At 30.9% G+C, this 23852-nt stretch carries 25 protein-coding genes and 1 tRNA gene; 10 read left to right on the plus strand and 16 right to left on the minus strand.

Features of this window, described 5'->3' with window-relative positions; translation table 11 throughout:
* The first annotated feature begins 70 nt into the window (after positions 1–70).
* Positions 71–757 carry a V-type ATP synthase subunit D gene (locus ACKI32_RS01560; protein ID WP_407412920.1) on the plus strand — a complete coding sequence of 229 codons (687 nt, stop codon included), beginning with the start codon at positions 71–73 and terminating at the stop codon, positions 755–757.
* Between the two features lie 270 nt (positions 758–1027).
* Here the strand turns inward: ACKI32_RS01560 and ACKI32_RS01565 are convergent, their stop codons facing one another.
* The 5 genes from ACKI32_RS01565 to dnaG form a co-directional block, all read right to left on the minus strand.
* Positions 1028–2206 carry an ATP-grasp domain-containing protein gene (locus tag ACKI32_RS01565; RefSeq protein ID WP_407412921.1) on the minus strand — a complete coding sequence of 393 codons (1179 nt, stop codon included), beginning with the start codon at positions 2204–2206 and terminating at the stop codon, positions 1028–1030.
* Between the two features lie 26 nt (positions 2207–2232).
* Positions 2233–2304 (minus strand) — tRNA-Gln (locus ACKI32_RS01570).
* Positions 2305–2360: 56 nt separating this feature from the next.
* On the minus strand, positions 2361–2732 hold the full coding sequence (locus ACKI32_RS01575; RefSeq protein ID WP_407412922.1) for a DUF1284 domain-containing protein: 372 nt from the start codon (positions 2730–2732) through the stop codon (positions 2361–2363).
* Between the two features lie 70 nt (positions 2733–2802).
* A complete protein-coding gene (locus tag ACKI32_RS01580) occupies positions 2803–3408 on the minus strand; it encodes a biotin transporter BioY (RefSeq protein WP_407412970.1) in 606 nt (201 codons plus the stop codon).
* 35 nt (positions 3409–3443) lie between these two features.
* On the minus strand, positions 3444–4694 hold the full coding sequence (gene dnaG, locus ACKI32_RS01585; RefSeq protein WP_407412923.1) for a DNA primase DnaG: 1251 nt from the start codon (positions 4692–4694) through the stop codon (positions 3444–3446).
* Between the two features lie 444 nt (positions 4695–5138).
* Here dnaG and ACKI32_RS01590 point away from each other — a divergent pair, with 444 nt between their 5' ends.
* The 3 genes from ACKI32_RS01590 to ACKI32_RS01600 all read left to right on the plus strand — a co-directional run bounded on the left by ACKI32_RS01590 (position 5139) and on the right by ACKI32_RS01600 (position 7256).
* Positions 5139–5876, plus strand: a complete 738-nt coding sequence (locus tag ACKI32_RS01590; protein WP_407412924.1) for an RraA family protein — start codon at positions 5139–5141, stop codon at positions 5874–5876.
* Between the two features lie 115 nt (positions 5877–5991).
* A complete protein-coding gene (locus ACKI32_RS01595) occupies positions 5992–6279 on the plus strand; it encodes a Gar1/Naf1 family protein (protein ID WP_407412925.1) in 288 nt (95 codons plus the stop codon).
* Between the two features lie 32 nt (positions 6280–6311).
* Positions 6312–7256, plus strand: a complete 945-nt coding sequence (locus ACKI32_RS01600) for a transcription initiation factor IIB (RefSeq protein ID WP_407412926.1) — start codon at positions 6312–6314, stop codon at positions 7254–7256.
* A 96-nt stretch (positions 7257–7352) separates the two neighbouring features.
* Here the strand turns inward: ACKI32_RS01600 and ACKI32_RS01605 are convergent, their stop codons facing one another.
* The 4 genes from ACKI32_RS01605 to ACKI32_RS01620 all read right to left on the minus strand — a co-directional run bounded on the left by ACKI32_RS01605 (position 7353) and on the right by ACKI32_RS01620 (position 11776).
* On the minus strand, positions 7353–9254 hold the full coding sequence (locus tag ACKI32_RS01605; RefSeq protein ID WP_407412927.1) for an MJ1255/VC2487 family glycosyltransferase: 1902 nt from the start codon (positions 9252–9254) through the stop codon (positions 7353–7355).
* Positions 9255–9308: 54 nt separating this feature from the next.
* Positions 9309–10217 carry a DMT family transporter gene (locus tag ACKI32_RS01610; RefSeq protein ID WP_407412928.1) on the minus strand — a complete coding sequence of 303 codons (909 nt, stop codon included), beginning with the start codon at positions 10215–10217 and terminating at the stop codon, positions 9309–9311.
* A gap of 7 nt (positions 10218–10224) precedes the next feature.
* Entirely contained in the window at positions 10225–11307 is a 1083-nt protein-coding gene (locus tag ACKI32_RS01615; RefSeq protein WP_407412929.1) for a hypothetical protein, read from the minus strand.
* Between the two features lie 277 nt (positions 11308–11584).
* The gene (locus tag ACKI32_RS01620; protein WP_407412930.1) at positions 11585–11776 is read right to left on the minus strand and encodes a hypothetical protein; all 192 of its coding nucleotides are present in this window, start codon (positions 11774–11776) and stop codon (positions 11585–11587) included.
* A gap of 184 nt (positions 11777–11960) precedes the next feature.
* Between ACKI32_RS01620 and ACKI32_RS01625 the strand changes: the two genes are divergently transcribed.
* The 5 genes from ACKI32_RS01625 (at position 11961) to ACKI32_RS01645 (ending at position 18302) form a co-directional block, all read left to right on the plus strand.
* Positions 11961–13727, plus strand: a complete 1767-nt coding sequence (locus ACKI32_RS01625) for a hypothetical protein (RefSeq protein ID WP_407412931.1) — start codon at positions 11961–11963, stop codon at positions 13725–13727.
* A gap of 330 nt (positions 13728–14057) precedes the next feature.
* Positions 14058–14762: an ABC transporter ATP-binding protein gene (locus tag ACKI32_RS01630; protein ID WP_407412932.1), complete on the plus strand. Its 705-nt coding sequence runs from the start codon at positions 14058–14060 to the stop codon at positions 14760–14762.
* Between the two features lie 4 nt (positions 14763–14766).
* Positions 14767–17037, plus strand: coding sequence for an ABC transporter permease (locus ACKI32_RS01635; RefSeq protein ID WP_407412933.1), 2271 nt, complete (start codon positions 14767–14769; stop codon positions 17035–17037).
* 83 nt (positions 17038–17120) lie between these two features.
* On the plus strand, positions 17121–17930 hold the full coding sequence (locus ACKI32_RS01640) for a sulfite exporter TauE/SafE family protein (RefSeq protein WP_407412934.1): 810 nt from the start codon (positions 17121–17123) through the stop codon (positions 17928–17930).
* A 9-nt stretch (positions 17931–17939) separates the two neighbouring features.
* On the plus strand, positions 17940–18302 hold the full coding sequence (locus ACKI32_RS01645) for a tetratricopeptide repeat protein (protein ID WP_407412935.1): 363 nt from the start codon (positions 17940–17942) through the stop codon (positions 18300–18302).
* Between the two features lie 20 nt (positions 18303–18322).
* Here the strand turns inward: ACKI32_RS01645 and ACKI32_RS01650 are convergent, their stop codons facing one another.
* Genes ACKI32_RS01650 through pyrH form a run of 5 tightly spaced genes read right to left on the minus strand, consistent with a single transcriptional unit; the run spans position 18323 to position 21187 of the window.
* On the minus strand, positions 18323–19174 hold the full coding sequence (locus ACKI32_RS01650) for a hypothetical protein (RefSeq protein ID WP_407412936.1): 852 nt from the start codon (positions 19172–19174) through the stop codon (positions 18323–18325).
* A 1-nt stretch (position 19175) separates the two neighbouring features.
* Positions 19176–19499 (minus strand): YbjQ family protein, encoded by a 324-nt coding sequence (locus ACKI32_RS01655; RefSeq protein WP_407412937.1) that lies wholly within the window; start codon positions 19497–19499, stop codon positions 19176–19178.
* 9 nt (positions 19500–19508) lie between these two features.
* A complete protein-coding gene (locus ACKI32_RS01660) occupies positions 19509–19700 on the minus strand; it encodes a DUF2116 family Zn-ribbon domain-containing protein (protein ID WP_407412938.1) in 192 nt (63 codons plus the stop codon).
* Positions 19701–19711: 11 nt separating this feature from the next.
* On the minus strand, positions 19712–20500 hold the full coding sequence (locus tag ACKI32_RS01665; RefSeq protein ID WP_407412939.1) for a TatD family hydrolase: 789 nt from the start codon (positions 20498–20500) through the stop codon (positions 19712–19714).
* 9 nt (positions 20501–20509) lie between these two features.
* The gene (gene pyrH / locus ACKI32_RS01670) at positions 20510–21187 is read right to left on the minus strand and encodes a UMP kinase (protein ID WP_407412940.1); all 678 of its coding nucleotides are present in this window, start codon (positions 21185–21187) and stop codon (positions 20510–20512) included.
* 76 nt (positions 21188–21263) lie between these two features.
* Here pyrH and ACKI32_RS01675 point away from each other — a divergent pair, with 76 nt between their 5' ends.
* Entirely contained in the window at positions 21264–21956 is a 693-nt protein-coding gene (locus ACKI32_RS01675; RefSeq protein WP_407412941.1) for a nitroreductase family protein, read from the plus strand.
* 20 nt (positions 21957–21976) lie between these two features.
* Here the strand turns inward: ACKI32_RS01675 and ACKI32_RS01680 are convergent, their stop codons facing one another.
* Positions 21977–22660 carry an MIP family channel protein gene (locus ACKI32_RS01680; protein WP_407412942.1) on the minus strand — a complete coding sequence of 228 codons (684 nt, stop codon included), beginning with the start codon at positions 22658–22660 and terminating at the stop codon, positions 21977–21979.
* Between the two features lie 37 nt (positions 22661–22697).
* On the minus strand, positions 22698–23831 hold the full coding sequence (locus tag ACKI32_RS01685) for an adhesin (protein ID WP_407412943.1): 1134 nt from the start codon (positions 23829–23831) through the stop codon (positions 22698–22700).
* Between the last annotated feature and the right edge of the window lie 21 nt (positions 23832–23852).

Raw genomic sequence — 23852 nt, forward strand, 5'->3', positions numbered from 1 at the left:
TAAAGAAGAATTTATTGAACAATACCTTCCAAAAGATGACTAATCTCATTACAGTAATGTAGGTGATTAAATGGCACAAGATATTATAGATGGAATTAATCCAACTCGTATGGGATTATTGTCTCTTAAAAATAGGACAAAACTTGCTGTTAAAGGGCATGGTTTGCTTAAAGAGAAAAGGGATGCTTTAATCAAAGAGTTTTTTGATATCTTGGATCGTGTCAAAGGTATTCGTGAAAATGCAGAATTAAGTCTAAAAGAAGCTAATGTTGCTTTACTTGAAGCTCAAATTGCTATGGGTGATTTGTCTGTTAGAAAAGCAGCATTATCTGTAAAAGAATCTATTGATGTTGAAATTTCATCAAGAAGTGTTATGGGTGTTGCAGTACCTGTAACTAATGTTAAAATGGAAAAACGATCCATTATTGACAGAGGTTATGGTTTCTCTGATACAACCATACAATTAGACGAAGCTGCAAAGAAATTCGAGGAATCTCTTAAGTATTTAATTGAACTTGGTGAAGTAGAAAAAACTATTTTCTTACTCGCTGAAGAAATTGAAGCTACTAAACGTAGAGTAAATGCTTTAGAGCACATTATGATTCCAAGATTCCAAAATACTGAAAAGTATATTGATATGAGACTCCAAGAAATGGAAAGAGAAAACTTCGTTAGATTGAAAATGATTAGATCAACTATTGAGAAAAATGAGAAAGCAGCTGCTGCGGCTGAAGAAGCTAAAAATGCAGAAGCTTAAATTTTTCTTAATTTTTTTCATTTTCTTCTATTTTTATTTATTTTTTAATATAAAATTCAAAATAGTAATATTTTTTAAAAAAAATTATTTTTAGTTAGTTATTGTAAAAATTTCATTACTAGAAATTCTAGAAAACAGGTGTTAATATGAAAAGAAATCCAATAGATCAATATATGAATGATCCAGATAATAAAGCGAAGGTATTCATTTGGGTTACACGAGCAATGATAGTTACTACTTTTATGATAACACTTGGAGTAATTTTGTTTATTATACACCTTGTTGGTATCTTATAGACTTTTCATTTACAATTTTACTAGATAATTCAACTCTTTTGCATAATTTTTCAAAATCTTTATCTTTATCTATTATTGTAAGTAATGGTTCTGATTTTTCGGTAATTGACCCGATATGGGGCAAGTCATAAATATTGTCCAAATCTATTTTTTCATATTTGTTTTGTTCAGGTGAGTAAATTATTTTTTTATAAGAATAATATTGTGGTTTGCCAATATCAATGATTTCACCTTGACACGCTTTGATGTGTGCTTCAAGCATATTTATTCCCAATGATTTTTCTACACATTCAAATGTTCCCTGAATTCTTGGATTTATTTCAATTACATACAATCCATTTTCATTAAGAATGTAGTCAACACCATTCGAACCAATTAAATTGAATTTTTGAGCTAATTTTTCAGAGGTTTCTTCCATTCTACTAATTATTCCATTAATATCTTTAACATCACTCATTATGGATTCATTTGTTAAAGGTAGGATATTTCCAACATATACAAAACTATTGTTTCCAAAATCATTTTCACTGAGCAATCTTGAATTCATTATTGTTTTTGACTCACTTTCACTTGCAAGTATTGATGAACTTAGGCTAATTCCATCGACATATTCCTGCATGATGAATTGCTCATCGTTTAGTTCCAATGGCATTTCATTATCTGCAAGTTTAACACCATACCCTCCACTTCCTTGAAGTGGTTTTAAAATAAATTGAATGTTAGGGTAACTTTCAAGAATCTCATTAACTTCATATGCATCACTTACACAAAAAGTCTTTGGTGTTAAAAATTCATTTTTAATTTCGTTATAAAATTTGAATTTATTTTCAAGTTTTTCAACTTCTTTATTTCCTAAAATTTTCTTTTGATCTTTTTTGGAAAAGTCACTTGGTGAAACGCCAGAAATTGGTATGATATAGTCAACTTCATCAATATAGTCTGATGATTCTTCTAAAAGTTGGGTGCTGTCAAACTGCTTTTCAAATTCTCCACAACTTTCGCCATAATTTTCTTTTAAAATAATTCTTTGATTTTCAATTGTTGGAGTATCTTGAGTTGAAAAATAACTTGTAGAATATATTTCATAATCTAAGTCTAATGCACTGTTAAGCATACTTCTTGTATCAATTCCAATAAGTAATAGCTTTTTCATAAATTATCAGTAAAAAAAGTTTTTAGTAGTCCCGAGCGGAGTCGAACCGCCGTCTCCGGGTCCAAAGCCTAGAAGGATTACCACTACCCTACGGGACTATTATTGTTGTAGTGTATACAACATTTAATATATATTTATTATGTACTATTTAAACCTATCGGTTATTTGATAAATTTTGATAAAATAAGCATTTTTCGTGCCACATGCAGTTAAAACAGATTTTAGACACGCTTTCTTTTGTATCAAAAATATTATCAATTTTTTCGAATAATTCCTGAGAATTATATTCTTTTGAAATATCAAATTTTTTTAACACTTCTTCATCCATGCTAATGATTTTTTCATTTTGGAGTTTATCCTCACATAAATCATTTTTTAAATTTGGACAATATTTACAAATGTCGTCAGGGGATTTTGTAAGTAAAACTGTTGTGTCTTTTAATTTTCGTTTAGAGTTGACATCAATCATATTTCTAGTAAAGTCTTCATCATAGCCATAGCCTTGAAAACCCTTAAGACATAACAAATGATGCCCTCTTAAAATAAGTTTCATTTAAATCAAAAAATAAAAAAAAGAAAGGTTATTGAAAACCTTTTTAGTCTTTTGGTAAAAATATTTTAGATACAGATGCAGCACCTAATATTTTTACAATATCTCCTGCAATAAATGGAATAAGACCCATCATTAAAAGATCAACAACACCAAAGGTTGCACCTTGAGTTAAGCTCATCCATAATGCAAGGCCGATAAGTCCTGGAATGTAGATTAATGCAAAGTTTGCAATTCCAATAACAACAGCCATTCTTGTAAAATTACGTGCTTTTGCATATTTTTCAGTAATAGCTCCAATAAAGTAGGATGCTATAACAAATCCTATGAAAAATCCGCATGTTGAACCTAAAAATGTCTCAAGCCCGCCGGTCATTCCTCCAAACCAAGGAACAAATGCAATACCTAAAACAATGTATAATATTTGGCTTAAACATCCGTATTTTTTACCTAATAATAAACCAGAACATAATACTGCAAATGTTTGGGCAGTTATAGGAACTGGAGTCCATGGGAGTGGAATAATGATTTGCGCCATTATACCAGTAACACATGCCATCATTAAAGACATGATTAATTTGGTTGTAGTACTAGCGTCTTGAATTCTTTCGAAAACAGTTTTCCTAGTGCTGTAATAATTATCAATATTGATATTCATTTTTTACCTCCAATTTCCATTTTGTTAATTTAATCTATAGTTATTATTTTAACGTCTTGTGGTTTTTTAACAATGTTTACAGATTTAAATGCAACTAATTTTTTAATTCCTTTTTGTGATGCTACATCAACTAATCTTTGGCTGATGACACCGTCGAAGATTACAGTATCTGCAGTTCCATCTATATTTTTAATTTCTTCATAGATGTTTTCTACTTCAACTTCTTTAGTCATGTTTAATGCTTCATCTAAGATAGCTCCACTTCCAGAGCCTTCAAATTCTTTTAACATGTCTTTCATTAAACTTACTTCATCATCTTCGATTTCAGGTTCTTCTTTAACAATAGGTTTTTCTTCACGACGGTTGTATTTATGTTTTTTGTTGTTGTTTCTATCATTTCTGTCGTGACGTTTATTGTTTTCTTTTTTATTGTTGTCATTTAAGATATTTGAAGTTGCTAAAAATTGTGCAGTTGGGACTTTGTCTCTAAGTGCAATTAAGACTTCATCTTTTTCTAAGTCTTCAACTTCTTTTCCTTTTGGTGCACGGGTAATGTAGTCCACATCGCCTATTTGTAAGAGTTCTTTTAAGATAAGTTCTCCACCTCTGTCACCGTCAACAAATGCAGTGGTAGTTCTTTTTTTACTTAATTCTCCAATAGAACGAGGCACACTTACTCCTTCAACTGCTACAGTATTTTTAATGCCGTATTTTAATAAGTTTAAAACATCGCTACGTCCTTCTACTACAATGATTGCATCAGATGTGTGGATGCTAGGGCCAGCAGGGAGACGATCTTCACCATATTCGGAGATTTCATGCACACGCATTGCTTCTCTTACTTCTTCAATCATTCTCATACTAGTTGGGCCAACGCTTTCAACCATCTTCTTGTAGATTTCTTTAGCACGATTAACAACTTGCTCTCTTTTAACAGCCCTTACATCTTCAACTTTGGTGGTGCGAATTTCAGCTTCGCAAGGACCAACACGATTAATGGTTTCGAGGGATGCTGCAAGAATGGCAGTTTCAACTCTATCTAAACTGGAAGGAATTACGATTTCACCTTTAGCTCTTCCACTATTGGAGTGGATGTTAACTTGGATTCTGCCAATTCTTCCAGTTCTTTGGAGTTCTCTTAAATCTAAATCATTACTAAGTAAACCTTCAGTTTGTCCAAATACTGCACCAACAACGTCTGGTTTTTCTACAATACCATTAGCAGTAATTTGGGCATGAATTAAATATTTTGTTGTAGTTAATTCTTCACCTTTTCCCATATTTAAGCCTCCTAAGCTTATTAATCGGGATAATTTATGTGATCTAAAAATTTAATGATTTTTAGTAGATAAATTATACGATAAACATATTTTTCATCAGTCTTAAGACCTACTATGCACTAAAAAAAGAGTCGATACATTTGGAGTGGTTTACTATTAAGGTTTAATTTATTTTCTATTTTATTGGTTGTTTTTTAATTTGAAAATTTCCTACGTTATATTTTTCCTTAATACTAATTTTTCTCCTGTCTTTGAATTAATTATGAATTAATAATTATAATAATGAATAATGTAATAAACTCATTTGAGTGCATAATAATTGTAAAGTATTTTTTTATAATACTACATTAATTAACTTTGGTAAAACTAATATATAAAAATATGTTATATATTATTAATGGTGTAGTTCAATATTATATACAAGTGAGAAAATTTGGTGAAGGTATGTCAATAAGTCCAAAAGATGTTTTAAATAAGAATAAAAACTTAAATAAACGTATTGATGTAGATAAAATTAATCTTGATGATGTTACTGTTGATGATTTAAAATTTAACGGTAAAAATTATGAGAATTATATTAATTTAATTTCTTTACTTGAATGTGTTTCAGCATGCCAAATCTCTGATGCATATAATGGGATTTCTAAAAGATCAGGGACTATCCAATCAATCAAACCAATTAATAATCAAAAGGTTTGGGGTAGAATATTCACGGCTGAAACATATAGTGATGATTGGGGAACTTCTGCTCAGGCAATTGATGGGGCAGAAGATGGAGATATATTATTTTTTAAAGTAAGTGATGATAAAAAAGCTATTTGGGGAGAACTTGCTTCAACATGTGCCAAGGATAATGGAATTAAAGCGACAGTTATTTACGGTGCTGTTCGTGATTTGGATGCTCTTTTATATATGGATTATCCAGTATTTGCAAGTAATTTTTGTCCAAATGCAGGTTCTGCTTTAGGTTTAGGTACTTTAAATGAACCAATTGATGTTGAAGGATATTCAATCAATCCTGGAGACTTTTTCTTTGGTGATGAAAGTGGTATTGTTGTTATTCCTAAAGAATTATTTAACCAAACTATGACTGCAACATTGTCGGTTAAAATTAAAGAGGCAAATATCATCGATGATATTGATGGTGGTAAGACCCTAGCCGAGATAGTTGGGTTAAAATGAAATAGAAAACCTTTTAAATATAAAATAATTTTTATATATAAATATATCGATAACTTTATATATGATGACTGTATAATTATATAAATGATACAGATTTGATTTTAAGTTTGATTTTATGAAATTTTTAGGAAATAGTTTGCATATAGCAAACTCTGGAAAATTAATAGCACGGTCTGATAAAACACCTTCACCTGGGGCAATTGTTTTTGATAGTAATAAAAACAAAATAGGTAAGGTAGGCTATGTATTTGGTCCCACAAAAAGACCATATATTTCCATTCGTCTATTCAAATCGGCGAATAGGAAACGTATTGAAGAAAATTGTGGTGAAAAACTGTTTGTATCAAAAGCAAAATCGAAAAAACCTAGAAAAAGGAGGATGAAAGCACGACACAAGAAATAAACGAAACTCCAATAAGAGGACAAGCTAGATCAATGAGAACTGAAGAACAAAGAGAAGTGTATAATGCTGAAAGACGTACTGTATGTCCTGAATGTGGTTCTGAAGATTTGTTTGCTGATTATGAAAGAGCTGAAGTTATTTGTAATAACTGTAATCTAGTTATTGATGAAAACCTTGTAGATATGGGTCCTGAATGGAGAGCATTTGACCATGAACAAAGAGATAAACGTACAAGGGTAGGGGCTCCAATTACATATACTATTCACGATAAAGGTTTATCTACCATGATTGATTGGAGGAATAAAGACATATACGGTCGTGACATTCCTGCAAGAAATAGAGCACAATGGTACAGATTAAGAAAATGGCAAAGAAAGATTAGGATTTCCGGTGCAACTGAAAGAAACTTAGCATTCGCATTAAGTGAACTTGATCGTGACTCTTCAAGATTAGGTCTTCCAAGAAGTGTAAGGGAAGCAGCATCAGTTGTTTATAGAAGTGCTGTGGACAATAAATTAATCAGAGGAAGAAGTATTGAAGGAGTAGTTGCAGCTTCTCTATACGCTGCATGTAGACGTTGTAACGTGCCACGTACATTAGATGAAATCGCTGAAGTATCTCGCGTAACTAAAAAAGAAGTGGGTCGTACTTATAGATTCTTAACCCGTGAGTTAAACATTAAATTACCACCAACTTCTCCAGTGGATTATGTCCCAAGATTTGCATCTGAACTTGGACTTTCAGGTGAAGCACAATCCAAAGCTATCGAAATTATCGAAAAGGCAATGGATAAAGGTTTAACATCTGGTCGTGGACCTACTGGTGTAGCAGCAGCCGCATTATATATTGCATCTGTTTTACTCGGTGAGAGAAAAACACAAAGGGATGTTGCGGATATTGCTGGTGTAACTGAAGTTACAATACGTAACAGATACAAAGAATTAACAGAACAATTAGAAATGGGTGTAACTTTATAATTTGCCTAAAATATTGATTAATATTGTTGAAAAACATTAATTAATCATTCTTTTTTTATTTTAAAAAATAGAAATTGTAGATGAATAATCTTAAAATTAAGATAGCGAATATTTTTCTATTCTATAGATTAATTCATGAACAATTCCATCATTATTCCTATTTTTAACTTTGTCCAATTTTTTCTGATATTTTGGAAGGTTTTTTAAGAAATCGGCTACTCTTTGAGCGCTCATTACTTCGTGATATTCTCCGTAACCTAATTTTTGCACATAAAATCCGTTTAATGTTTGCTCAAAGTTTCCAATTGCCGGAACTGAATAGATAGGTTTTTTAAGGTATATTGCTTCTGATATAAATGTAAACCCACCATTACAGATTACCGCTTTAGATGATGCCAAATCGTCATAGAATTCATCTTCATTAAATTCTTTATAAGTTAAATTACCATCTGCTTCATTCTTGTTGAAACCATAAACAATAAATTTCTCATCTTTCAAAGCTTTTAATTTACGGACAAGCTTTCTACTTTCTTTACTTGTTTGATAAACGATAATATGGTCTCCTTTAGATGCCTTCAACTTCATTATATCCTCACGGATGATAGGGGGATATATGACTGCATGTTTTCTAGGTCTGATTTTTGGATAAAAGAAGCTTGTTAAAATATGGATTTTTGGTTTAACAACATAAGTTTTAATAACTCCTTTAGCTTTAATCATTTCCACATAATGATCTTTAGGATAGTCAATTTTTGTTTGTGTAATCATATGGATGTTATCTAAGCTGATAAGGGGAATATTTCTGATTTTTGAAAGCATTGTTGCATATATTTCAAAATCAGTTACAATAACATCAGGGTGTAGCTGTCTTGCTTTTTTATATAAATTTTCATATCCAACTTTAATATTGGTTGGATTTCTTTTTAAAGCGTCAGCTAAAGTTTTAAGATTGTTTACCTTATTGTTAATATAAACTGTGTTAAACCCACCAATTTCATAAACATTATCAAATTTAGAATTCAAGTATTCATATGCCCTATCGCTGGAAAAGATGTAAACATCATATTTATCTTTAATGCGGTCCACAATCACTCCAGTTCTGATTGCATGACCCATTCCTTCACCACAAACACAGTAAAAAACGACCTTTTTATCTCTTTTGCGTCTACTACTGGATTTAACCATTAAACGTGTTTCTTCAATTTTTTGAATGGATTCATCATACTTTTCTTTAAGTTCATTAACTTGTTCCACTCTTTTTTCAAGGGGAGCTAATCTGGATGTTGTGATTCTCTCTTTTCCATGGTCAAAATTATAATTGAGTTCGGAAGCATCTGTTCTTTTTCCTAAAAAATCATTAATAGTACTCTTACCATATTGTTGTATTAATGTTTCAATTCCTTCTTCTTCTAATCTTCTGGTTGAAACACCAATTTTTGCATTTCTTAAGACTCTAAATGGTTCTTTTTTAGCTAATCTTTCAATATAGTCAGTATCTTCACCAAATGTTAGAGATTCATCAAAGCCCCCACATTCATCATGGAGTTCTTTTCTAGCTATTATTCCATAACAACCAGCTCCATGGGGTTTGATTTTTTCGACTCCAATCATGAAGTAATTAGCAAAATCATGGAATAATTTATCATCAACTTTATTGGACATTGGAAGCATTTGAGTAATAGCTATTCCAAGTCTTTCCATTCTAAATTCGTATAAAACATCTCTTAGATAATCATCGGTAAGTTCTAAATCAGAATCAAGGAATAATAAGTATTCTCCTTTAGCTACTTTGGCACCATTATTTCTACCCACTGCTGGAAGACCACCATCGACAACTATACAACCATATTCCTCTGCAATTTCTCTTGTTTTATCAGTTGAATTAGCATCGGCAACTATGATTTCATAGTTTTCAAAACTTTGTTTTTTTATACTTTTTAGAAGAATTGGGAGGTATTCCTCTTCGTTGTAAGTAGGTATAATAATGCTTAAAATCATATGTTATGATTTATTTTCTAAATTAATAAGTTTTTGTGAAATATATTTTAGGTGTTATTTCCCACCTGCATTAAAAATACTTATTTTTTTCTCATTTGTTAACATTATCATTGCTGTTATTGTTAATACAAATCCACAAAACATCAGAATTGTCGGAATTTCACTGTAAATTAAAACTCCAAATATTAAAGCTGCTAGTGGTTCTGCCCCTGATAGCAGTATTGAAGATATGCCGGAGTCAATATAGTTTAAACTCACAGTAGAGAGAATATATGGGAGGGCAAATGAGAATGTTGAGTGTATTATTAGGAATATGGTGCAAAGCAATGGATTTATTGAAACAAAATTTGCAATTTGGCCAAAGTTGGTAAATGGAATCAAAGCTATTGAGATAAATATTATTGCATAAAAAAGTATTGTAAAAGTGTGATTTTCATTTTCAATTGATTTTTTAGAGGCCATTAAATAAATTGCCCAAAATAGTGCCGCACCAACACCAGATATTATTCCAAATAATGGAATGTTAGTTAGGGAGCTTTCTAAAATTCCTGTTGTTAGTACACACCCAATTATTGCTAAAACCATACAAATCAATTTCTTTTTTGTAATTTTTTCATTAAATAAAATGTATGCAAATATTAATACAAAAATTGGAGCTATCGAGAGAAGTACTGCTGCAAGAGATAAAGGAACAGTATTCATTGATTCATTATAGCTCAAATTAAGTCCAATAATTGATATTGCACAGACTAAAAATAAGGGAATGTCCGATAAATCTATTTTTATTAATCTTTTGTTTGTTGTTAAAATTACAATTAATAGGGGAATAATTGCGATTGAAAACCTTAAAAACAGCAAAGTCGTGGAATCAATTCCGTTTTGGGTTAGTGTTCGAACAAATATTCCACTTGATCCAAACATAATTCCTGCAAGAATTGGTAAGATTAGATAGATTTTTTTCATCGTATCCCTACAGATAAGAGTAAATATTCCAAGAAACAGTGTAATATTCGCACGAATTATTTAAAGGAATCTTTAAATCATTTAATAGTTCCATTTCATTGTAACTTGGGTCAATTCTATAAGTGAGTTTATTATAGTTAGTATTTTTGTCAAAATTAACAACTTCAACACTAATATTTCCCAAATCGATATCATCACTTGGATTTACAATATCTACTGTGTAATAGTCAGGTTCTGCTCCTGCAAATGCTATTGTAAATCTTAAAAATATTATAAAAAATACTAGAATGATAAATGAGGATCTTTTAAATAGGAATTTAATATCTTTATAGACGGGTCTTTTATATTTTGGCTCTCTAAATTCATTATTTTCAATTAATTTTTGGTCTTTTAATAACCAACCTATTATGGAATTGATATAATAACCATTTATATATATTAGATATAGTCCGCAAATTCCAACAATTGCTGGAGTTGCAAATAATCCTCCGTCAATTGCTCCAATTAATAAACAGCTTGAAAAAAATGCAAATAAAATGTTTGTAGGCCATGCTCTTTTTTGGCTTGCCAGAACTAAAGTTATGAATAATATTGGAATTATTAGAATTATCAAAAATCCGATACTTGGAACGTAGGAATATAGGCCAACACCTGTGTTAATGTCATTTTGTATAAATGGACCAATTATCTGACTTAAAATTTCTCCTAAAATAGATTTTAACAAGTGGGTATGTAAAATACTTGTACTGCTCATTGTATTTGACATGGAGCAAAAAATAGTATTAAGTTTAATTCCCATTTGCAATCTAAAGAGGATTTCTAAAAGAATTCCTAAAGCTAATAAAACCCAACCAAGTAGCATCGATACTTTAAAATATTTTTCAATATTAATCTCTTTTTTAATTGCTTGTGATAATATTAAAAATAATCCGATTAATCCGAAAAGCATAATATCTTTTCCTTTTGAAGACCCCATTAAAAATAAGTAAGTAATGGGTCTTATAATAGGGTTAAGAATATTAGTTAAAAAGATTACACTAGCAATTAGTATAAATATAACTCCAACTATTAGGGTTTTGTTAACTTTCATTAACAATAATTTAATATTAATAGTTTAAATAGATGATTATGTTTCAACGCATGTGAACTATTAATGAAAACGTATAGCCGATTTTATCATCGAGTTTTGAACACTCACAATAAGATTATGCAAATTAAATAGATATGTATATATATAATTCAGTTTATATATAAAATTATGATTAATCATACATATTAATCAGGTTAAAAATGAGTTTTTCATAAATAAAAACTAAAACTTAACTATATATAGTTGAAAAGAATTTTTTAATAAATAAACATGGAGGTTATAATATTTCAAAGGTTAATAAAACTTTATTATTCATTTCAATAATATTTGTTTCATTAATTGCTGTTAGTGCAGTAAGCGCTACAGATGATGTTGCTGATGTAACTGCAATTTCAGATGTTGATGATTCAAGCATTATATCTGTTGATAGTGAAGATGAATTAATAAGTGTTGATGATTCAGAAGCCATATCTACAGATACTGAAGATGAATTAATAAGTGTTGATGATTCAGAAGCGTATGGTGAACCAGAAGAGTATTTTGATGATTGGGAACCATTATATAGTCGTGATTCAAATAATTATGAGGGTACTACTGGCTTTGATATTTCTAGTTGGCTAGAAGGCACAGGAATCGTTTACAATAATGGTACTTTGGATATTGCTGGTTTGTTAAATGGTACTGGAATCAGTTTAGGTAATGGTACTTTGGATATTGCTGGTTTATTGAATGGTACTGGAATCAGTATTGATAACGGTTTGTTAAATATTGATGGTTTGTTAAATGGTACTGGTATTAGTATTGTTGATGGTGAGTTAGATATTTCCAGTTTGTTAAATGGTACTGGTATTAGTATTGTTGATGGTGCTTTAGATATTTCTGAATTTTTAAATAGTACTGGTATAGAAAAATTCTTGAATATTACAGGAATAGATTTGAATAAATTGTTAAATGGTACTGGAGTCACATTTAATAATGGTACTTTGGATGTTACTGGTTTATTGAATGGTACTGGAATCAGTTTAACTAACAAAGGTATCGATATTTCCGGCTTGTTAAATGGTACTGGAATCAGTTTAATTAACAATGGTATTGACATTGCTGATTTATTGAATGGTACTGGAATCAGTATTGATAACGGTTTATTGAATATTGCTGATTTATTGAATGGTACTGGAATCAGTATTGATAACGGTTTATTGAATATTGCTGATTTATTGAATGGTACAGGTATTAGCATAGAAAACGGCTTATTGGATGTTACCGATTGGTTAGATGGTACTGGAATCAGCTTTGACGGCGGTATTTTTGATATTGCTGGTTTGTTAAATGGTACTGGTATTAACATAGAAAACGGTTTATTGGATATTGCTGGTTTATTGAATGGTACTGGAATCAGTATTGATAACGGTTTATTGAATATTGCTGATTTATTGAATGGTACTGGTATTAGTATTGTCGATGGTGCTTTGGACATTTCCGGTTTGTTAAATGGTACTGGAATTGTTATAGCTAATGGTGTTATAGATATTTCAGAGATATTAGATACTATTGATGCTGAAATTTCTGGCGTATTAGATAATATTTCTGCTTTCTTCGATAATGTTTCTGATTTATTAGATAATATTTCTGCTAAATTAGAAAAAATGGGTATTAATGTCACAGCTATAATAAGTAGCGTCACTGATGTAATAGATGATATTTCTGCTGAATTAGAAGATATTGTCTCAAAAATGCCTGAGTTAATAGATGAGATTACTGCTGATGTTGTTGACATAATTGATGAAATTATGAATATAAATGTTACCAGCATAATTGATGATATTACTGAAGAAATTACTCATATTGTTGATAATATAGTAGACGATATTAATGCTGAAATATCAAAATTAATAGACAAATTCAGTTATTCCATAGTTAGTGAGGATGTAACTAAATATTACTCTCAAAACACTGCATTTAAAGTTGCCGTTAAATTCGGATCTAAAAATGTAACTAGTGGAAAAGTCATATTCACTATTAATAATAAAGAGTATGAAGCTAATATTGGAAGTGATGGTATTGCATCCGTTAATTTAAAAAATCTAAAACCAGGAAAATATTACATCACTACTCAATATGGTGAAAAAACTATGGTTCAAAACGCTATTGTCGTTAAAAAAGCAGTAATAACTAAAAACGTAGTTAAAAAATACAATAAAGCAGGCAAATTCAATGTTAAAATCTTAAACGCTAAAGGAAAAGCCTATGCTAAACAAACTGTAAAAATCAAATTCAAAGGTAGAACTTACAGCATTAAAACTAATAGTAAAGGAATTGCTACTTTTAAATTACCTAAAAGCTTAAAAGTTGGTAAATACGCTATTAAAACATCTTATGCTGGTTTAACCGTATCAAACAAAATTACAGTTAAAAGCTAAATTTGTATTTCATTAAAAATTTTCAATGTTTTGAGTTTTAAACTCAAAACCTTTTTTTAATTTTAGTTCATATAATTTAAAGAACAACTTTTTCTAAAAATATCAGATAGTTGAACTCCATCAAAGATTAATAGCAATTTGAAGGAACAAACAATCAAGTGAAAAATTCTGATTAAGAGTTTATTACAAAAATCTAAAATTCATAAATTTTATAAAATTAATTTAATGAAGTCTTTATAAAGTAACTAATTGAATAATAAAATCAACTATTTTTTGACAGTATATATAAAAAAATAACATATAAGTATAATTAATTATATACTATAACTGATGAGTACAATTATTGAATTTAAAAATGTGGTAAAAGAATATAAATCTGGAGATCACATCTTAAAAGCTATGGATAATGTTAACTTTTCAATTGACGAAGGTGAATTTGTTGTAATTCTTGGCCCATCTGGAGCAGGTAAATCAACACTTTTAAACCTTTTGGGAGGGCTTGATTTAGCTACTTCTGGTCAGATTATTGTAAATAATCAAAATCTGGAAACTTTTGATGATAATCAACTAACTGAGTACAGGGCAAAAAATGTTGGGTTTATTTTTCAGTTTTATAACTTAATCCCAAATTTAACAGCGCTTGAAAATATAGAGTTGATGAAAGATATTGTAGACGTTGATATTAATGGGCTTGAAGTTTTAGAATCAGTTGGACTAAAAGGTCATGCAAATCAATTCCCCGCACAATTATCTGGTGGAGAACAACAAAGAGTATCAATAGCTAGGGCCGTTGCTAAAAATCCAACTATGCTTTTATGTGATGAGCCAACAGGTGCACTTGACTCAAAAACAGGTGTGCTAATTTTAAATTTACTTCAAGATATGAGTAATAATAAAAACACTACAGTTATAATTGTAACTCACAATTCAATACTTGCAGAAGCCGCCGATAAGGTTATTAGAATTAAAAATGGTCAAATAGAAAGTATTGTTGTTAATGAAAATCCAAAAAAAGTTTTTGATTTGGAATGGTGATTTTGTGCTTACTAAAAAGATGTTGAGAGACATCAAAAAGCATAAGGCCAAATTTATATCTATCTTTTTAATGGCTTTTTTAGGAATTTTTGTTTTTACGGGGTTGGGTGGAGAATCACTTGGCCTTGAAGCTAATGTTAATCAGTTTTATGAAGATACAAATTTGGCGGATGGTTGGATTTATTCTCCTTACTTAAATGATTTATTTTTATATCAGATTGATTATCTGGGTGCAACTACACAAATGGAGAGACAAGTGGTAATTGACTCGCAAGCAGACTTCGAAAACAAACCAGATGTCACGCTGCACTTTGTTGAAAATAATACAATATCCAAATTTTATTTAATTGAAGGTAAACCATTAGATATCAATGATTCAAATGGGGTCTGGTTAGATAAAAGTTTTGCTGATGCAAAAGGCTTGAAAGTCGGAGACAATATCACATTTAATTTTGAAGATTATGAAATCACAAAACAGATAAAGGGATTAGGTTACTCTCCAGAATATGTCTATCATGCATCAACATATTCGGTGCTGCCTGATTTTAACAAGATTGGTTTTGCATATTTATCGTATAAGGCATTTCCGGGAGATATGGTTCCATATAATGTTTTAAATGTTAAATTTGATGGAACACCTGAAACCTACAATGAATTATTATCTTACAGATTGGATGGGTATTATATTTCATTTCTTGATAGGTCCGAACATCCAAGTGTAAGTCAGTTTTCAGATCAAATCAGTTTACAAAAAATGATGGCTGATATTTTCCCTGTTGTATTTATCTTAGTTTCAATGCTAATACTGTTAACAACAATGACAAGGATGGTTGCTCATCAAAGAACTCAAATTGGTATCCTAAAAGCTAATGGATTTAAAAATCGTTCAATAATTCTGCATTATTTGTCATTTGGGTTCTGGGTAGTTTTAATAGGTTCTGTTTTAGGTTTGGTTTTAGGGCCAATGATGTTGCCTCAATTAATTTATTCAATAATGAGTAATATGTTTATATTGCCTTCATGGGAGCCTGTTTTTAGCATGGATTTTGTTTACGCGACAATTTTAATGGTTTTAATGTCTGTAATCGTTTCATTATTTTCAGCTAAAGTTATTTCAGATGAAAAACCATCAGAGTCCATTAGGCCAAGAGCACCAGGGGTTTCTAAAACAAGTTTCATAGAAAGATTTAAATTTTGGCATAAATTGTCATTTAATATACGTTGGAATTATCGTGATGCTAAAAGGAATAAATTCAGGGTGTTAATGACAATTATTGGAGTATTGGGTTGTACTGCACTTCTAGTTTGTGCATTTGGACTTAACGATTCAATGAATGACTTAAAGGAGTGGGAATTTCATCAAATTAATCATTATGAATCAGAATTGGTCATAAATGATGAAGCTAGTCAAAGTGAAATTGATGAAGTTGCAGATGCCGTTAATGGGGATGAAATTATGAATAACATCATTGAAATAGAATCCTCGCAAGTTAAAAAGAGGGGTTCGATTTTAGTTTTAGATGGTACTGATTTGATAACTCCAACGGATTCTAATTGGAATAGAATTGAAATTAAAGATGATGAAATTTCAATATCTCAAAAAATGGCTGATTTATTGGGTGTGGGTATTGGTGATACTGTAAGATGGCATATTATGAATTCAAATAAATGGGTTGAAATAAAAATTGATAAAATTCATGCCGACCCTAATTCTCAAGGGCTTATAATGTCAAAAGAAAAATTACAGGATTTAGGTTTAAATTACACTCCAACAGGTATTGTGACAGATGAACAGGTTGATAAAAACTTTTCTGCTGTTAAATCAGTTTCTACTATGGAACTTCGAGTTGAAAATTGGGATGGTATGACACAAGCAGCATTGGTATTAATATTCATTTTAATAATTTTTGCAGCTCTTTTGTCTGTGGTTGTACTTTATAATTTGGGATTATTATCATTTACAGAACTTGAAAGCGAAATTGCAACATTGAAGATTTTAGGGTTTAAAACGGGTGCTTTAAGAAATATACTTTTAACTCAAAACTTATGGTTTACAACTATAGGATTCATATTGGGTCTTCCTGTAGGTTACTACATATTAAAAACAATGTGGGAGTCATCTGGAGATTCATTTTATGTATTGCCATACATATCTCTTACAAACTTCCTACTCAGTGCAACTATAACATTTTCCTTATCCATAATTGTAAACTTAATGTTTTCACAAAAAATTAGAAGGTTAGACATGGGTGAATCACTTAAGAATGGGGAGTAGGTTTCAACTTAGCTTTTTTCTTTAAAATTTTAAATTTTAATAAAAAGTAATATCTACTATAAGCATACAATATTTTAATTGTAATGTTTCCAATTGAATATTTTGCGGGTTTAATTTTAATAGGTATATGTGCCGGTTTTGCATCAGGACTTTTAGGTGTAGGTGGTGGATTTTTAATAGTTCCTCTCCAATACTTTCTGTTAAAATATATTGGGGTTCAACCTGACCTTGCAATGCTTATATCTCTTGGTACAAGCTTGGCAATAATTATTCCGACGTCTTTAAGTGGTGCATATAGGCACACTAGGACAATGGATAATATCGTAAAGCCGGGAATTCGTTTAGGTATTTTTGGAATAATAGGTGGATCTATTGGAGGATTTGTTGCATCTGGGCTGCCGTCAAGAATCTTAGAAATTATTTTTGGTTGTTTGCTGCTATTCATTGTTATTAAAAATATCATAGACATAAATAAAGAAAGGAATGAGGCAAAAATTCCTTTTAATTTGCTTTCAACTGCAATTATTGGTTTGATTGTTGGATTTTCATCAGGACTTTTAGGTGTTGGTGGGGGCGTATTTTTAATAGCAATATTAACATCACTTTTAGGATTTTCATTAATTGAAGCCATCGGAACATCTTCAGTATTTATTTGCCTTACAGCAATTGGAGGCTTTTTATCTTATGTTGTTTCTGGATGGAGTGTTTCCACATTTCCATATTCAATAGGTTATGTTAGCATTATAAATTTTGCATTAATAGCTTGTTTTTCAGTTCCATTAGCTTCAATAGGTGCTAGATATGCACATAAAATACCTCAAAAGAAATTAAAAATTATATTTTCAGTTTTAGTTCTGTATATAGCTTTGAAAATGTTAGGAATTTTACCATAAGGTGATATTATGAGTGGAGAGAGAAAAGTTGGAGAAAATTTTGATTCAGATAAAGCAGATAGTATTTTTGACAAATTAAAAAATGTTGAAGGAAAAATAAAACCTAAAAAAGAAGATGGTAAATTAAAAAATATTTCTAATCTGATGAATGAAGCTAAATATTTGGAAAACAAGGGAAAATTGGATGAGGCGATTGACTTGTATAAGCAAGTTATTTTTGAATTGCCTGATGCTTCAAAAGCATATGGTGCACTAGCTAATATCTATGCAAAACAGGGTGATGTAAATTCTGAGAATGATGTTTTGAAAAAAGCTATAAGTAATTGTAAGGACAATAAAGATTTTAAAAATAGATTAAAAGAAATTGAATGAATTTTTAATATTTTAGGTAGTCATTTTAGATAAATGCCCATTCCTAATGCGGTTACTTGATAATTATCACCACTGATTCCAATTGAACTGTACTGGATATCTAGGCCAATTATTCCATTCCCGCCGGCAGCTTTAATTTTGTTTACAAGTTTGATTAAACATTCGTCTTTTCCTTTTTTTAACTTGTATAATGTCTCTTGTTCAAATTCATCATGTTCGGGTGGTGTTTTTATTGTGGCTTTTTCAACGATTGCTGTTGAATTGAATTGCCCTAAGTTAGTCACATTTTTATCTAAAACATCAGTACTTGTTATAAAATAGAAATTTAAACTATTAATGGTTTCATTGCTTTTCATTTCATCAAATTCATATTTTTCAATGATTTTTGGTTTTACAGGTTTTTTGAGAATATATTTGTATATGAATGATTTGATTTTATTGTAAATGTATCCGGTTATCTTTTTAAATATCCCTATGAGGTAGAGTAATGTTCCAAGCCCTATTCTGATGATGAGGTAGTTGATTAGTGTAGGAAATGCCGCCTGCAGAATTACAATTATTGATACGATTGTAATAATGTTCAATCCTAATGCTGTGTTCTTTAATATAAAGCTGTAAAATGTGGTGTATGCAAAAAGGATAAATGCACTAATTGCACCTATGGATTCACCAATCATCTTTCTGGCAAGGATGGTTTCAGTATATCCTGCAATTAGGGGTGCAAAAATCAAACCTAAATTCCAACCAAATATTGCAATTTTAAAGTATAAAAATATCTGATAAACAATAAGGCCGATGACAGTAGCTATTGTGATGCATAAAATTGCTTCACGCAAATATTTTATTTGTTCATCTTTTTTTTCTATTTTCATGCTATTCACATTTGACTGCAGTGCCATAAGCAGTTACAAGGATTGTATTTCCCATTGTTCCGCCAAGGTTATCATATGAAATTTTAAGACCTATAATGGCATTTGCTCCCAGACATTCGGCTTTTTCTTCCATACTTTTTAAAGCAATATTTCTTGCTTTTTGGAGTTCTTCCTCATATTTTGAGGTTCTTCCACCTACCACATCACGAACTCCAGAAAACAAATCTTTATATATGTTAGTACCGATTAAAGATTCTCCAGTCACTAACCCTTTATAATTGATTATTTCATGTGTTTCTAGCGTATTTGAGCTTGTTAAAATCATGTAAATCCCTTATTTCATAAAGGTCATTATTGCCCAAATTATCAAAAAGATCGCAATAACTATATATAAAATTATTTGAGATCTTTTTCTTTGTTTCAATCTTGCATCCCAGACTTTTTGACAATCTGGTGAGCATACAAGTTCGTTTAATGGTATTGGGGTTCCACAAATTGGACAATGTTTATGAGGTTCTACTGCCATTTTTTCATCTCCTATATTTTAAAAAATTCTTTAGTATTTTTAGTAACTTGAATTGCAAGTTCCTCTGAGTCAATTCCCATGCAAATTGCAATTGTCTTGAGGATGTGAGGTAAATATTGAGGTTCATTTCTATTTTTTTTAGGTTTTTTATCAAAATTTTTTGGTATTAAAAAGGGAGCATCTGTCTCTATCATTAATTTTTCAGGAGGTATTGCACTTACGGCTTCTTGTAAGTCTCTTCCTCTTTTCATATCACAAATCCATCCAGTAACTCCAATATAACAACCTAAATCAATATAGTTTTGTGCTTCTTTTTTTGTTCCAGTAAAACAATGTACTACGGATTTTTCAATAATGCTGTCATGTCTTTTTAAGATGTTGTATAAATCTGTATGTGCTTCTCGTTCATGTAAAAACAATGGCATGTCAACTCTTTCTGCAAGTTCTACTTGAGCTTCAAACCATTTTCTCTGCAAATCTTGTGGTGAAAAGTTTCTATTATAATCAAGACCACATTCTCCAATAGCCACTACACATTCATTTTTGGCTATTTTTTCTAGTTCATTGATAGTATGGCCATTACAGGTTTTCGCATCATGAGGATGCACTCCTGATGTTGAAAATAATGTCTCAGGATATTTTGATGCATATTCTGCGGCAATCTGACTTGAGTGAACATTGGTTCCAGTAATAATGAATTGATTAACACCAACTTTTTTTGCTTCTTCAATGATTTCAACACGATCTTTTCTAAAAGAAGAGTGCATCAAGTTTAAACCAATGTCTATGAGATTTTTCACTTTTTTCACCTATTCATTAATAACTCTTGTACCTATACTTTCGCCATTAACAGCTTTAATTAAGTTTTCAGGTTCAAAACCATTGGTAATGACAGTTTCTAAGTTGGACCTTTTAATCATTTGAACTGCTGTTGTGTCAAAGAATTCATAAGTTCCAGCTTTAACATCTTTACCGCTTAAAAATTCAAGAAGTGCAGTTGCTGTAATTTCAGGAACAAGTTCCGCATCATCAAACTTATTTGGGTCTTTAGTATACATTCCATCAACAGATGTTAAGTTTATAAGTTTATCTGCATTAATATACTCTGCTAAAATGGCTGATACTGCATCAGTACTGTGTGCAGGTTCAGTTCCGCCCATAACAATGATTTTTCCTGTAGCGGAGAACTCCAAAGCCTCTTGGAAGTTATGGGGAACTCTCTGGTATGCGGCGTCTCCAAGTGCAGATAACATTAATTTGGCATTGATTCTTGTAACTTCAATTCCAATATCATCACATTGTGCTTCTCCAGCTCCTAAATCACGAACTACTCCAATATAGTCTCTTGCAGGTTTTCCGCCTCCAACAACGATAAATAATTCATGTTCGGCAGATAAATCTTTTAAGATTGCACTATATTCTTGGAATTTCTTACAATCATATTCTTTAAGTAATATTGATCCTCCGATAGCAACAACGATTTTCATATATTCACCTTATATATAATGTATCTTTTAGATATTATTTAAATTTTAATAAGGATTAAAACAATAATTAATTTTAATGAATTTAGAAGAACAAATATATCTTAGAAAATCATGCAGGAAGTATTTGGATGATGAAATTGACATGGATTCAATTCATAAGTTCCTTTCATCTGTTAAACCCCTAAATGATGATATTAATTATTATTATAAAATTTTAACTCGTGATGAAGTTAATTTACGTACTCGTTGGTCTGCCCCATATTATTTAGCATTATTTTCTGAGAAAAAAGAAAATTATTTAACAAATATTGGTTTTGTTTTCCAGCAAGTTTCTCTATACCTTCAAAGCGTTGGTATTGGGAGTTGTTGGGTTGGCCTTGCTTCTTTAAAGGAGAAGAGTTCTGAGTTTGTAATTGTAATTTCTTTTGGAAGATCTGAAAATATGACAAGAGATATTTCAGATTTTAAGAGAAAACAATTATCTGAAATTAGTGATTTTGCAGATGAAAGACTAACGCCTGCTCGTTTAGCTCCTTCAGCTGTAAACTCTCAACCTTGGTATTTTAAGCATTCTGATGATGAATTTGATGTTTATCAGGTAAAACAAAACTTTGTAAAAAGACAATTTCTTAAAAAATGGAACCCTATTGATGTGGGCATTGCTTTAGCTCATATGTACGTGGCTAATGAAAAAACATTTGAATTCTATAGAAAATCAGATTTTGAAGAAATTAAAGGTTATACTTACATTGGAAGTATTAAAATTTAAAAAAAGAAAAAATTAGAGGATTATGCATCCTCTTCAGTTAATCCTTTGTATAATAAACCTGCAATGATTGCACCTACAATTGGAGCTAGGATAAATACCCAAACTTGTTCGAGTGCTTGACCACCAAGGAATAATGCAGGTGCTAAACTACGTGCTGGGTTTACAGATGTACCAGTTAATGGAATTCCCATAATGTGTACAAAGGCAAGAGTTAAACCAATTACAATACCTGCTACAGCACCATTTTCTGCTTTTTTAGTAACACCAAGAACGGTGAATACAAATACAAAGGTTAAGATAATTTCAACAATTATGGCTCCGATTACATCTAATCCAACACTGGATGCAGATCCGAATCCATTTTGTCCAAGTCCAGTTGCAAGATATCCTCCCAGACTTGGTGCGGAGTTAATTATTGCTGCTAAAAGAGCAATACCTACAATAGCACCAATACATTGGAAAATAATATAAGCCACTAAGTCTTTTGCTTCTAATCTTCCATCAATCCACATTCCGATTGAAACGGCAGGATTGATGTGACATCCTGAGATGTCTCCTATTACATAAGCCATAGCCACAATGGATAACCCGAATGCAAGAGCAATTCCTAGGGTACCAAGTACAGAACCAGCTATAGCTGCACTTCCACAACCAAATAGGACAAGAACCATTGTTCCGATTAATTCTGCGATATATCTTTTCATAAATTTTACCTCATATTAATATTACATTATATCTTTATTAATATCTTCTCATTCTCTTTAAGAACCTATATACTATGAATAATACTAATAAAATTAAAACGAATGGGAATATATGTAGTAATATTGAATCATTAACTTTATCGAAGTGATATTCACTTTCAAAGCCCATATGTTTTGCATCAGTATGATTTTGTGTTATTTTTGCAAAGTTGTATAATAGGTCATAATAACCAATATGCGCACCTTCGTATTCAATTGAGTCTGGTGCTCTTCCATTTTCATCCATATAGTTTTTAACGATTCCGGCCATTTTCATATAGTCATAAATTGAATAAGAATCTCTTACTAAAAAGGAAATTCCCATTGGATTTTCAGGTTCGCTATATTCTTTTGGAATATCAATACCGTCCCCATTTAAATAAGCACTTGTTTGGTACAGTAACTGAGGGGCAGAGTATGAGCCGTATGGTCCTTTCATATCTTTATCATGGCTGTTGACAAGCATTTTACTTGCATTCGCCATTCCTTTAGGAGACAAGTTGTTTGTTACAATTAAAGAATCGCTTAAAACTTTTGTATCATTACCATGAGTGTTAACAATATTCACGATTTCTTCTGCAAGTTTCCGGTTCATTTCTTCATCATAGTTGCTGAGTATGCCGTCATGTGCATTGTTTGGGAATTCTTTTACAGGTTGAAGATAGTAAATTCCTGCATTTTTAAGAAATGTTCCAGGGTCACGGATTCCTGCAAGTGATTCATTTGAATAATTGTCATCCCATGCTCTTCTAAGATAATTTGAATTGTTGTCCAAATCATAATCTCCGATATTAATTAGAATAATCTGCTTATTTGTGCCAACAGTTGATGTTGCAAGTTGCAAAAAGTTCCCGGCATCTGCAGCGGCCAGATTTATAGACACATCACTTGTTACACTTATAGACCGCCATCCTTCTCCAGGGCTAGGTGCTTGGTTATCAAGTATCACTTGGAGTTCTCCTCCACTAATCTCTTCTATATAATTTTTTAGGGAGTTCAATAGTTTTAAATCAGTATCATGGTCTATAATATTGTCTGAAGTTAAAAACACGGTTTTAGTTGCGGATACATCTTGTATGAGTGGAGCAACTATTAATATAGCCATGATTAGTATTGCAATTTGTTTTTTCATAAATCTTACCTTGTATTTTAA

Source organism: Methanobrevibacter sp. (assembly GCF_045611865.1).
Taxonomy (GTDB): domain Archaea; phylum Methanobacteriota; class Methanobacteria; order Methanobacteriales; family Methanobacteriaceae; genus Methanocatella.